At 54.4% G+C, this 13,407-nt stretch carries 8 protein-coding genes; all 8 read right to left on the bottom strand.

All coding sequences use genetic code 11. The features are described 5' to 3' along the window. Positions 1–169: 169 nt before the first annotated feature. The 8 genes from trhP to OGX94_RS18290 all read right to left on the bottom strand — a co-directional run bounded on the left by trhP (position 170) and on the right by OGX94_RS18290 (position 13,132). Entirely contained in the window at positions 170–1,531 is a 1,362-nt protein-coding gene (trhP, locus tag OGX94_RS18325; RefSeq protein ID WP_003834280.1) for a prephenate-dependent tRNA uridine(34) hydroxylase TrhP, read from the bottom strand. Positions 1,532–1,690: 159 nt separating this feature from the next. Beyond that, entirely contained in the window at positions 1,691–2,023 is a 333-nt protein-coding gene (locus OGX94_RS18320; RefSeq protein ID WP_003834279.1) for a YegP family protein, read from the bottom strand. Positions 2,024–2,150: 127 nt separating this feature from the next. After that, positions 2,151–2,873, bottom strand: coding sequence for an envelope stress response regulator BaeR (gene baeR / locus OGX94_RS18315; protein WP_003834278.1), 723 nt, complete (start codon positions 2,871–2,873; stop codon positions 2,151–2,153). Beyond that, positions 2,870–4,273: an envelope stress sensor histidine kinase BaeS gene (baeS, locus tag OGX94_RS18310; protein ID WP_003834277.1), complete on the bottom strand. Its 1,404-nt coding sequence runs from the start codon at positions 4,271–4,273 to the stop codon at positions 2,870–2,872. Before baeS ends, baeR begins: the two co-directional genes overlap by 4 nt. After that, positions 4,273–5,685, bottom strand: coding sequence for an MFS transporter (locus OGX94_RS18305; protein ID WP_257661826.1), 1,413 nt, complete (start codon positions 5,683–5,685; stop codon positions 4,273–4,275). Before OGX94_RS18305 ends, baeS begins: the two co-directional genes overlap by 1 nt. Beyond that, entirely contained in the window at positions 5,682–8,762 is a 3,081-nt protein-coding gene (gene mdtC / locus OGX94_RS18300; protein WP_063940494.1) for a multidrug efflux RND transporter permease subunit MdtC, read from the bottom strand. Before mdtC ends, OGX94_RS18305 begins: the two co-directional genes overlap by 4 nt. Then, positions 8,763–11,885, bottom strand: a complete 3,123-nt coding sequence (locus tag OGX94_RS18295; RefSeq protein ID WP_257661827.1) for an MdtB/MuxB family multidrug efflux RND transporter permease subunit — start codon at positions 11,883–11,885, stop codon at positions 8,763–8,765. After that, on the bottom strand, positions 11,885–13,132 hold the full coding sequence (locus OGX94_RS18290) for an MdtA/MuxA family multidrug efflux RND transporter periplasmic adaptor subunit (protein WP_257661828.1): 1,248 nt from the start codon (positions 13,130–13,132) through the stop codon (positions 11,885–11,887). Before OGX94_RS18290 ends, OGX94_RS18295 begins: the two co-directional genes overlap by 1 nt. Between the last annotated feature and the right edge of the window lie 275 nt (positions 13,133–13,407).

The following is a 13,407-nucleotide window of genomic DNA, read 5'->3' as shown; positions in this document are numbered from 1 at the left end:
AAAATAAGCCTGCGTAAGGGAGATTACGCAGGCTAAGGAGGTGGTTCCTGGTACAGCTAGCATTTATGGGTTATGTTTTTCAGCGGAGGGGATAATACCCTTAATGAACGAAACGGTATGTGATCGATTTCTAAGAATCTTCCGAACGCTGAAAAATAACCGTAATTAACTACTTAGCATGCGGGTCGCGCGTGGACTCACCGGTAAAATTACGCATCAACAATGCATAATTCAGATCGATATCCTCCGGTACAGGCATCCACACGGTGTAACCATCGCCCGGCGCAACCGGCATCGCTTCGCCTTTCGCGTTTTCCATCTGTTCGAGAGTAAAGTTGATGTTGCCCTGTGGGGTCATCAGCTCCAGGCTGTCGCCGACGGTGAATTTGTTTTTCACCAGTACGGCTGCCAGTTCACCTTTACGTTCGCCGGTGAATTCGCCGACAAACTGCTGACGCTCGGAAACAGAGAAACCGTATTCGTAGTTCTGATAGTCGTCATGTGTATGGCGGCGCAGGAACCCTTCGGTGTAACCACGATGTGCCAGACCTTCCAGCGTTTCCAGCAGTTGCGGGTCGAACGGTTTACCGGCTGCGGCATCATCAATGGCTTTACGATAGACCTGCGCGGTACGTGCACAGTAATAGTATGACTTGGTGCGGCCTTCGATCTTCAGGGAATGCACACCCATCTGCGTCAGACGTTCAACGTGGGCAATGGCACGCAAATCCTTCGAATTCATGATGTAAGTGCCATGTTCGTCTTCGAACGCGGTCATATACTCACCCGGACGCTGGGCTTCTTCAATCATAAAGACTTTGTCTGTCGGTGCGCCGATACCCAGCGTAGGCTCAACGTTTTGTACCGGGATAGGCTCGTATTTATGTACGATATTGCCCACCACGTCTTCTTTGCCTTCCTGCACGTTGTATTCCCAGCGGCAGGCATTGGTGCAGGTACCCTGGTTAGGGTCACGTTTGTTGATATAGCCAGAAAGCAGGCAACGGCCGGAGTAGGCCATACACAGCGCACCGTGAACGAAGATCTCAAGCTCCATATCCGGCACCTGGGTGCGGATCTCTTCGATTTCTTCCAGCGACAGCTCGCGGGAGAGGATCACGCGGGTCAGCCCCATCTGCTTCCAGAATTTCACCGTCGCCCAGTTTACGGCGTTAGCCTGTACTGAAAGGTGAATGTCCATGTCAGGGAAGTTTTCGCGCACCAGCATAATCAGACCAGGGTCTGACATGATCAGTGCATCCGGCCCCATTTCCACCACCGGTTTCAGATCACGAATGAAGGTCTTCAGCTTGGCATTGTGTGGGGCAATGTTAACCACCACATAGAATTTTTTACCCAGTTCATGAGCTTCATTAATGCCGAGCTGCAGGTTTTCGTGGTTGAATTCGTTGTTGCGTACGCGCAGTGAGTAACGCGGTTGGCCCGCATACACAGCGTCTGCGCCATAGGCGAAAGCGTAACGCATGTTTTTCAGCGTTCCCGCCGGGGAAAGGAGTTCCGGTTTAAACATAATTTTCTCGTTCTGATGACAGGTCAGACTCGCCTCACTCAATGAGGCGGTTAGGGGAGTGCCCCCATATTAAGGGCGGGCATTGTAGCGCTGCGAGGAAGTCAGGTAAAGAAAAACGCCGGGCGACAGCGTTGCGTTACCCGGCTGAGCGAGTAATTATCAGGTCTTATCTTTTATCGTCTGACTGGCACCATTGGTCTTAACTGAAGCAATACCGGTCTCGCGTGACTGTTCATTCGCATACAGTTGACTGCTACCAATAATCTGGTGGTTTGCAGCTTTCAGGTTGAAATGTAATTTGCCATTAGCCGCTGTTTTTTTCTCATAACGCTCATCCAGAGGGCTGTTAGCCTGGACAGATGCGATCCCTTTTTCTGCAGCGCCTTTTGTAGTGTAAAGCTCACTGGTAAGGATTATTTCCCCGTTCCCAGCTTTAAGAACAAAGCGGTACTGATCATCGCTACTCTTACTTAATTCAAACCAACCAGCCATATGAACTCCTTGATTAAAAGTTTTATATCAAACAGTTATTGACGACAGTATTGTCAGAAAGAGTATGAGCGATATTTGGAGAGTTGCTAGTTACCAGGGCTCACGGAGCCCTGAAGGGCAGGAGAGTTTAAGCAATTCGGCAGGCGTCGGCTTCCCAGCGATACCCCACGCCATAGACCGCGCGGATAAACGACTGCTCGGCATCCAGCGACTCCAGCTTGCGTCGCAGGTTCTTAATATGGCTGTCGATGGTGCGGTCGGTAACGACGCGGTAATCGTCATAGAGATGATTGAGCAACTGTTCACGGGAGAACACTTTTCCCGGCTCATGTGACAACGTTTTAAGTAAGCGGAATTCGGCGGGCGTTAAATCGAGCATCTTCCCACGCCAGGAGGCCTGAAAACGGCCTTCATCGACGATAAGCGGGCTTTCTGCATCCATTTGTTGCAGTTCGCGCTGCGGTTTGCATCGGCGCAGGATCGTTTTTACGCGCGCGACAACTTCACGCGGGCTGTAAGGTTTACAAATATAATCATCAGCACCGATCTCCAGCCCCAGCAGGCGATCAATCTCTTCGATTTTAGCGGTTACCATCATGATGGGGACTTCTGAGAAGCGGCGGATTTCCCGACACAGAGTCAGACCGTCGGTACCGGGCAGCATCAGATCCAACAAGATCAGATCGGGCGGCGTTTGGCGCACGTAAGGAAGAACAAGGTCGCCGTGGTTGATCAGCGTAGGGGCATAGCTCGCTGCCCGCAGGTAGTCGATCAGCAGTTGCCCCAGCTTAGGCTCATCTTCCACGATCAGAATACGCGGTGTGTTTTCATCAATGGGTAACTCAGTCATACATCTCTCTGTAAATCGCGTTCCAGCGGTAACTCTACTGTAATGCTAACCCCACCAAAAGGCGAATGGGCGGCACGAATCAGACCATTATGCGCCTGTACGATATTGACGCAAATCGCCAGCCCCAATCCAGAACCTCCGCTGGCGCGGTTGCGCGAGCCTTCGGTGCGATAAAATCGTTCAAACAGCTTCTGTAACTGCTCGTCACTTACGCCAGGAGCGGAATCTGCGAAGGTTAATAATACCATGCGTTCGCGTTGTTCGGCGCTGATATGCAACCCGCCACCGCTATCGGTGTAGCGCAGACTGTTTTCCAGCAGGTTGTTGAACAGCTGCATCAGACGATCCCTGTCACCAAATACCGTCATGCTGTCGGGGAGCGAAAGCTGTATGGTCAATCCACGGCTGGCGAAGCGTTCACGAAATGCGCCGCTTGCCACTTCCAATAGGGGGATGAGGTCCAGCGATGTTTTCTGATAGGCCAGCGCGCCTTCATCTGACATGGAGAGCTGATGAAGGTCGTCAACCAGTTTGGTGAGCGTACCGACTTCAGCCTGCAACGAGGCAACGGAGTCAGGGGTAAACTGGCGTACGCCATCCTGAATGGCCTCCAGTTCACCGCGCAACACCGCCAACGGCGTACGCAGTTCGTGAGAAATATCGGCCATAAAGTCACGACGCATCTGCTGGTTTTTTTCCAACGTACTGGCGAGCTGGTTGAAGTCCTGCGCCAGCTTGCCCAGCTCATCCGTACTGGTTGGCGTAACGCGAGTGGTGAAATCGCCCGCTGCCAGTTTGTGCGTGCCTTCCACCAACCGCTTAACTGGGGCCAGCAGGCTGCGCGCCAGCGTAAACGTCGCCAGCGCGGCCAGGATCGTGGAGAGCGCAACGATAAGCCAACTGGATCGTCTTTGCTGCATGTCGAAATTGATATCCGTATTCCGCGTTAAGCGTTCTACAGGAGAGGCGATCACGGCGCCCACTTCGCTACCGTTAACGCGTATGGGATGGCGCATGCCGTCGCGAGGAACTGGGCCGCGCGGGCCGACCAGCACGCGGGCATTTTGGTCGACAACCCAAAACTGTGTACGCCAGCCGTGTGGCGGCATGCCTGGGCCCGGTTTATCATCGTCGTTATCGTGTTCAAAAGAGCGCAGGATCTGGAAAACAAAACGATCGTTATTGCGTAAGAATCTCCAGTTGCCGTGCTGCTCGTACTGCTCGCTTAATGCGTCGCTGAGCATTTGCAGCCGCTGCTCGTTGCCGTGCTTGATATAGTCAATAAAACCACGTTCGAAGCTAATGCGTACGGCCCAGTGCATGCTGATCAGCAACACAATGCAGGTGGCGAAAATTGCCAGAAACAGTTTGCCGGTGATACCGGGCCGCCAGAACTTCATCAGGTGCTCCTTTTGCGCCGTGAAATCACCGCGTTGGTTTGCGTGTCGTTCGGCACGCGGGCAAAAATAATGGCGGGCAGCGCAATAATGAAGGCGATGCACAGCCAGGTATACATAAAGACGGTATGCGTACTTCCGCTGTCGATGGCGATATGCTGTTGGCCGAACATGCCCAGCAGCAGGCCTGCGATGGTCACACCAATACTCATCGATAGCTGCATGATCATCGACAACAGGCTGTTACCGCTGCTGGCCAGATCGTCAGGCAGATCTTTTAACGTAAGCGTGTTCATGGATGAAAAACGCGTTGAGTTGACCATTCCCTGTAAAAACAGCACGAAGGGCAGGGCGTAATACCAGCCCAGCAGTGCCGTGGTCATTAGCAACAGACTGACCAGCGAAAGGCCAAGCGTAGTGGTAATCAGCACACGACGGTAACCAAAGCGGTTAACGACCTGCACCACAATGCGCTTCATGCTCATACTGCCCAGCACCATCGGGATCATCATCAGCCCGGCATGAAAAGGTGAAAAACCGAGGCCAATCTGTAAAAACACCGGTATCATAAACGGCAACATGCCGCTGCCGATGCGTCCGGCAAAACTGCCGAACAGACCTAGCGAGAAGGTTGGTGTGCGAAACAGATTCAGGCTGAATAGCGCACGCGGATTACGATGGGCGTGTTTCAGATACAGCACAATAGCCAACACCCCGCAGATAACCAACGCCGCCAGCGTGATACTGGAGAGGCCGGTTCCTTTGCTGCCATCGAGCGCCAGCGTCAGTACCGCCATGCCGACCGCCAGCATCGCGAACCCAGAGAGGTCGAAACGTCGGGTTTGCATGGTGTAGTTGGGCATCAGCATTAACGTCGCTATCGCACCGACAATACCAACCGGAATGTTAATCAAAAATATCCAGTGCCAGGAGGCGTATTCAACCAGAATTCCGCCTAACGCCGGGCCCAGCAGCGGGCCGATTTGACCGGGTAAAGTGACAAACGTCATTGCCGCCATATATTGCTCACGCGGGACGATTTTCATCACCGTTAGCCTGCCGACCGGCACCATCATCGCGCCGCCAACGCCTTGTAAGACGCGCGCCATCACCAGCTCGTTGAGCGTGCTGGACCCGGCGCAAAACAGCGAGCCAAGCGTAAACAGGATGATGGCGGTGAAGAAGATATTACGCACGCCAACTTTGTCCGCCAGCCATCCGCTGGCGGGCAGCATCACGGCAACAGTTAAAACATATGACACAATGACCATATGCATGTGTAACGGGCTTTCCCCGAGGCTTGCCGCCATCGAGGGAAGCGCGGTGTTAACGATAGTGGTATCCAATGACTGCATAAAAAAGCCAAATGCCACAATCCAAAGTTGCCAGCGGGTGCTGTCGGGAAGTTCTGTCATAACTCTGCTACCGGTTTGCTGTTTTTACGCGAAAAACGCAGACGCAGACGGTCGAAAAAGAGATAGACCACGGGCGTGGTGTACAGCGTCAGGAGTTGGCTCACGACCAGCCCACCGACAATGGTTATCCCCAAGGGCTGACGCAGTTCAGAGCCATCTCCTGCGGATAACACCAACGGCAACGCGCCAAACAACGCCGCCAGCGTGGTCATCATTATTGGGCGAAAGCGCAACAGGCAGGCCTGGAAAATAGCTTCTTCCGGCTGTAGCTTGCCGTTTCTCTGCGCTTCCAGCGCAAAATCGACCATCATGATGGCGTTTTTCTTCACAATGCCAATTAATAGCATGATCCCTATCAGGGCGATTAGGCTGAACGGGGCATTGAACAGTTCCAGCGCCAGCAACGCCCCGACGCCAGCCGAAGGTAGCGTGGAGAGGATGGTCAGCGGATGGACATAGCTTTCATACAGCATACCCAGCACGATATAGACCGTGGCGATGGCGGCGATAATCAGGATCACCTGCGAATTCATCGTGTCCTGAAATACCTGTGCGGTACCGGCAAAGCTACCGCGAACCGTGGAAGGGACGCCGAGCTGGGTCATGGTTCTGTTGATGGCCTCTGTCGCTTCTGACAGTGAAGAACCTGTCGGCAGGTTAAACGACACGGTTGAGGCGGCAGACAAGCCCTGATGGTTCACAGACAGTGGCGCATTCGCCGGCTGCCATTTGGCAAAGTACGATAACGGGATCGCTTTACCGTCATTGTTGATGACGAACATTTTGTCCAGTGCGCTGATGTCCTGGGTGTAACGTCGATCGACCTCCATCACCACTTTGTACTGGTTCATCGGCTGATAGATGGTAGAGATCTGTCGTTGTCCGAAAGCATTATTCAACAGGCTGTTGGCGGCTGCCACGTCGATCCCCAGACGAGACATGGTGTCGCGATCGTAAATCAGATTCATCTCCGCGCCATTGTCCTGCTGATCGGAGTTAACGTCTGCCAGTTGGGGCAGGGCGGCAAGCGCCTTACGGATCTTCGGTTCCCACTCACGCAGCGCCGCGAGATCGTCGGACAGCAATGTGTATTGATAGCTGGCGTTGGCCTGGCGTCCACCAACGCGAATATCTTGCACCGCCATTAAAAACAGATTCGCACCTGGCTCTTTTGAAAGCGCGACGCGCAGGCGGTCGATCACCTGTTGAGCGGTTTCACGGCGCTCATCGCGTGGCTTGAGGGTAATAAACATCATCCCGCTGTTAACCCGCGAACCACCGGTAAAACCGGTGACGTTATTCACCGCCGGGTCGTCGCGGATGATCTTCATAAAGTCCTGCAGTTTGCCGCGCATGGCCTGAAATGAGATGCTCTGGTCGGCCTGGATCCCACCCATCAATACACCCGTATCCTGCTCCGGGAAGAAGGTTTTGGGGATGGAAATATAAAGCCAGATATTCAGCGCAATGGTGCCAAGCAACACCACGCCTACCAGCCGCGTATGGTGCAGCACCCATTTAAGCGAGGTGCCGTAACTCTGTTGCAGCGCCACCAGCACACGACCAAAACCCCGTTTGCGAGACTGTTCGCGCGGGGAGCTAGATTTGAGCATCCAGCCGCACATCATTGGTGTTAATGTCAGCGACACCAGCAGCGAGATACCGATAGCAACCGACAGCGTGACGGCAAATTCGCGCAGCAAGCGCCCAGGCAATCCGCCCATTAATAGCAGTGGCAGGAACACCGCCACCAGCGACAGACTCATGGAAAGCACGGTGAATCCCACTTCGCGCGTACCCTGTAACGCTGCCTGGAGAGGCTTCATTCCTGCTTCCAGGTGGCGGGCAATATTTTCCAGCACCACGATGGCGTCATCGACGACAAATCCCGTGGCAATGGTTAACGCCATCAACGACAGGTTGTTCAGGCTGAATCCGCACAGATACATAGCGGCAAAGGTACCGATCAGCGAGACCGGGACTGCTACCGCGGGGATCAGCGTCGCACGCCCGGAGCGCAGGAAAACAAAGACCACCAGGATAACAAGCGCCACGGAGATAATCAGCGTCTGTTCGACTTCCTCCAGTGAAGCGCGAATGGTCGGCGAGCGGTCCTGGGCGATTTGCAGATCGATGGCGGCCGGTACCAGCGTTTGTAGCTCCGGTAATTTGGCGCGAATGCTGTCTACCGTCTGAATGATATTGGCTTCCGGTAGCTTGCGGATCATCAACAGAATGGCCGGTTTGGCATTGGTCATCCCCGCGTTGCGTACGTCCTGCACCGAGTCGGTTACAGACGCAACGTCGCCCAGTCGCACCGCCGCGCCGTTATTGTAGTGGATGATGATCGGCTGGTATTCGGCGGCGGTTTTCAGCTCATCGTTGGTTTGGACCTGCCAGCGGTGAGTATCATTCTCGATAGCACCCTGCGGCTTACGCACGTTGGCGTTGTCAATTGCGCTACGCACGTCATCCAGCGACACACCCTGGTTAAACAGCGCCTGCGGATTAAGCCCTACACGCACGGCAGGCAGTGAGCTGCCACCAACGTCCACGTCGCCCACGCCGTCGATTTGAGCGATGGTCTGCGCCAGCTGGGTTGATGCGAAATCGTACAATTCACCTTGCGAGTACGTGTCCGATGTTAGCGTCAGGATCATGATTGGCGCATCGGAAGGGTTGGCTTTGCGATATGTTGGTCGGCTCGGCATCCCGCTGGGTAGCAGACTTTGCGCGGCGTTAATTGCGGCCTGAACGTCCCGCGCCGCGCCATTGATGTCACGGTCGAATTTGAATTCGAGAATAATACGCGTACTGCCAAGTGAACTGCTTGATGTCATTTCGTTCACGCCCGCAATGCGCCCCAGCGAGCGCTCCAGCGGAGTTGCGACCGAGGACGCCATCGTTTCGGGTGAGGCACCCGGTAACGATGCGCTGACCATGATCACCGGAAAATCCACCTGCGGCAGCGGAGCGACCGGCAGCAGACGAAATCCGAGTATGCCGCACAGGGTGATGGCTACCGAAATGAGAATGGTCGCCACTGGACGATGAATGAAAAGCGCGAAAAATTTCATTTACGCTTCCTCTTCCTGACGCGGGAAGCGGCTTTTCACGTACAACGACAGACGGTCAAACAGCAGATAAATCACCGGGGTGGTAAACAGGGTTAATACCTGACTCACCAGCAGCCCACCGACCATGCCAATACCTAATGGGCGACGTAACTCTGCGCCCACGCCGGTACTCAACATCAGCGGCAACGCGCCGAGCAGTGCCGCCAGTGTAGTCATCAGGATCGGGCGAAAACGCAGCAGACAGGCCTGGAAAATGGCATCGCGTGGTGACATTCCCTGTTCGCGCTCCGCGGCAAGGGCAAAATCGATCATCATGATGGCGTTTTTCTTGACGATACCGATGAGCAAAATTATGCCGATAATCGCGATGACGTCCAGTTCGCTCCCGGCAATCATTAACGCCAGAAGCGCCCCGACACCCGCTGTCGGCAACGTGGAGAGAATAGTAATTGGGTGAATAAAGCTCTCATACAGCACGCCGAGGACGATATACATCGCGACAACCGCAGCCACAATCAACCAGATGGTATTTCCCAGCGCGGCCTGAAAGGCGAGCGTACTGCCCTGGAACTGGGTGGTAATATTTGCGGGCAAGTTAAGCGTTTTTTCGGTATCCAGAATGGCCTGTACCGCATCACCCAGCGACCACTCGTCTGGCACGTTGAACGAGATGGTGGTGACCGGGAACTGATCGAGGTGGTTAATCGACAGCGGGGCAAAACGCTGTTCAACACTGGCGATCGCGCTGAGCGGTACTATGCCGCCGTCGCTACTGGTCAGACGTATTGTATCCAGTGCCGCAAGCCCTGGCGTATTGTTGGTGTCATGTTCTAACACCACGCGATACTGATTTGCCTGGGTGTAGATGGTTGAAATCAGTCGCTGGCCGAAGGCGTTGTACAGGGCGTTGTCGACATCTGACATGCTGATGCCTAAACGGCTGGCGCTGTCGCGATTGACGTTCACATATGCTACCAGCCCTTTGTCCTGCCAGTCGCTACTGACATCGGACAGTTGCGGTAGCTGATTTAGTTTTGCTATCAGTTGTGGAACCCAGGTGCTGAGGGCATCAAGGGATGTTGCTTGCAGCGTGAACTGATATTGCGTCCGGCTAACCTGAGTATCAATCGTCAGGTCCTGAGTGGGCTGAAGATAAAGGTCAACGCCGGGAACTCTGTCAACCGCGTCCTGTAGGCGCGCAATCACTTTCTGCACCCGATCGTCGCGTTCATCCAGCGGCTTAAGGTTGATTTGTAAGCGCGCGCTGTTCAATGCCGTATTAGTGCCGTCCACACCGACAAAAGCGGTCAGGCTTTCTACTGCCGGATCTTTCAGAATGACATCTGAAACCTGACGCTGGCGCTGGGCCATGCTGGCAAATGAGCTGGACTGTGGCGCCTGTAGCGTTCCCTGGATAATGCCGTTATCCTGGATCGGAAAGAAGCCTTTGGGGATAAAGACCCATAGCATAACGCTCAGCGCCAGCGTGCCGAGCGCTACGCTGAGCGTGAGCCACGGATGGTTGAGCACTTTCGCCAGCCAGTGTCCGTACCCGGCAATAACGCGATCAAACATTCGCTCTGAGGCACGGGAGAAGCGGTTTTGCTTACGTAATGAGGCCTGATTCAGCATACGCGCGCACATCATCGGCGTAAGAGTGAGCGAGACAACGGCGGAAATCAGAATCGCTACGGCCAGCGTCACAGCGAACTCACGGAACAATCGACCTACGATATCTCCCATAAACAGCAGTGGGATCAGTACGGCGATCAGTGAAAATGTCAGAGAGATAATGGTAAAACCAATCTCGCCCGCGCCCTTCAGGGCAGCAGTCAGCGGTTTTTCGCCTTTTTCGATATAGCGTGAAATATTCTCGATAACCACGATAGCGTCATCCACCACAAAACCTGTCGCAATGGTTAGCGCCATGAGGGTCAGGTTGTTGATGGAGAAATCGAGGAATACCATCACCGCGAAAGTACCGATTAACGATAACGGTACGGCGACCGCAGGAATAATGGTTGCCGGAATATTGCGCAAAAACAGGTAGATAATCATGACTACCAGCGCAATCGCCAGCATCAACTCAAATTGGGTATCCGCTACGGACGCACGGATATTGGTCGTACGATCGGAAAGTACGCTGACCTTAACCGATTTGGGCAGGCTTTCGGTAAGCTGCGGCAGCATCTGGCGGATACTGTCTGCCGTGGAGATGATGTTCGCGCCAGGTTGGCGCTGAACATTCATCACTATAGCTTGTTGCTTATTGGCCCATGCGCCCAGCCAGCTGTTTTCTGCTCCTTGTTCGACGGTGGCGACATCGCCCAAACGAACCGGCGCACCGTTTTTATAGGCAATAATGAGCTGACGATATTCGTCTGCGGACTGCATCTGGTCGTTGGCTGAAAGGGTAACGGCACGCGTTGGGCCATCAAGACTCCCTTTTGCTGAATTGACGTTGGCACCGGTAATGGCCGTACGGATGGTTTCGCTGGTCAGACCGAGTGCGGCAATGGCCTGAGCGTTAAGTTTCACGCGGACCGCCGGACGTTGCCCTCCGGAAAGTGTTACCAGACCCACGCCGGATACCTGAGAGATTTTCTGCGCGACGCGGGTTTCGACCATATCTTCCACCTGCGTCATCGGCATGGCGCTGGAAGTGACCGCCAGTGTCATGATCGGCGGATCTGCCGGGTTTACCTTGCTGTAGACCGGAGGGTTAGGGAGATCGCTGGGTAATAAATTGGTGGCGGCGTTAATCGCGGCCTGAACTTCCTGCTCGGCAACATCCAACGGGAGCGTCAGTTGAAACTGTAACGTAACGACCGATACGCCACCGGAACTTTGTGATGACATCTGTTTTAAGCCAGACATCTGCCCGAACTGACGTTCAAGCGGTGCGGTGACCGCCGAGGTCATGACGTCCGGGCTGGCGCCGGGGTAGAGCGTAACGACCTGAATCGTGGGGTAATCCACTTCAGGTAAGGCGGCGATTGGCAGGAAGCGATAGCCGATAATACCGGCAAGCAAAATCGCGACCATCAGCAGAGTGGTGGCGACGGGGCGCAGAATAAACAGGCGCGATGGTCCGCCTGTGCTGTCCGGAGGTAACACCTGCATCAGGAGTTGGCTCCTTTTTTGCCGTATCCGCGTGGCGCTGTTTTCTCATCGGAAACAGAGGCGTCGTGCGCCTCAACGACTTCGACTTTTGCGCCTTCCGTCAGACGATCGATACCGTCGGTCACGACTCGATCGCCCGCAGACAGCCCGGCGGCGATCACCACTTTTTGGCTATCCTGAATACCCGATTTCACCAGATGTTTGCTCACTTTGTTATCGCTATTCAGTACCCAGACAAAGTGGCCTTCGTTGCCCATCTGCAGGGCGGCAGTTGGGATCACAACGGCATTTTGTTGTGTGTCGACCAGCATGCGGGCGTTAACGAACTGGTTAGGGAATAAGGCATCATCCTGATTGGAAAAACGAGCCTTAACTTTGATTGTTCCGGTGGTGGCATCAATCTGATTGTCGAGACTGAGCAGGACGCCTTCGCTGAGCTTTTGCGAATTGGTTCGGTCCCAGGCTTCGACCTTCAGCTGGCTCCCCGATTTTTGTGCCTGCAACACGGTAGCAATGTCGTTTTCAGGCAAAGTAAATATCAGGTCGATGGGATGCGTTTGCGTAATGACGACAATTCCGGTGGTATCGCCGCTGGAAATTTGGTTACCGACATCGACCTGTTTCAGGCCGACACGACCATCGACAGGCGCGGTTATCCGACTCCAGTCGAGCTGCAACTGAGCGCTGGCGACGCTGGCTTCATCCGCTTTGATTGTGCCTAACGTCTCGTTGACCAGCGCCTGCTGGGCATCCAGTTCCTGGCGGGAGACCAGATTGGTTTTAACCAACTGTTGATAGCGGGCAAGATCGCGACGGGCATTCGCCAGCGTGGCTTTATCTTTTGCCAGTTGTCCCTGCGCCTGAGCCAGAGCAACTTTGAACTGGCTGGGATCTATCTCTGCCAGCAGGTCGCCGGCTTTCACCTGTTGTCCTTCCTCAAAGTGTAAGGCGATGAGTTGACCATCCACCCGACTACGCACCGTGGCGGTATTTGCGGCAGTAACGGTCCCCAGCCCTGTCAGATAGCGTGGCACGGCTTCCTCGGTGGCGGTGGCAGCCTGCACGGGAGCCAACGGTCCGGAGCGTATTCCACGCCGTCCTGACCCCGCCGTGTGCTGCGCGGGTTTGGTCGCGCCCGGTGCGGTTCCCTGGGATGCGCTGCGGCTTTGCCAGAACCAGATGGCGGCGACGGCGGCCACGACGATCACAATTGCTATCACCCAGCGGGATTTATTACTGCCTTTCATTGTTATGAGTTTCTCATCCTGAAACGATTCGCGGAATGATACTAGTTTAGCCAGTGAACAAGGGAGAAAAATGGAGGAATTATGAAACACTGTCGGGATTCGTCTGAATGCTGACGCGGCTTTGCGAGGCGTTACGCAACAATCGGTGGTGAAGATAGCGAATGCGCAATTGTGCGATAGAGTGCTGACAAGGCAAAAAGGAGGAAAGCCAGAGATTTCAGAGGGACGCTGGAACGGGAAAGCCCCTCCCGAGGAAGGGGCCAAAATAAGGAAAG

Origin of the sequence: Citrobacter sp. Cpo037, assembly GCF_030332945.1 — a bacterium.
Classification (GTDB): domain Bacteria; phylum Pseudomonadota; class Gammaproteobacteria; order Enterobacterales; family Enterobacteriaceae; genus Citrobacter; species Citrobacter portucalensis.
This window is presented reverse-complemented; position numbering and strand designations above follow the sequence as displayed.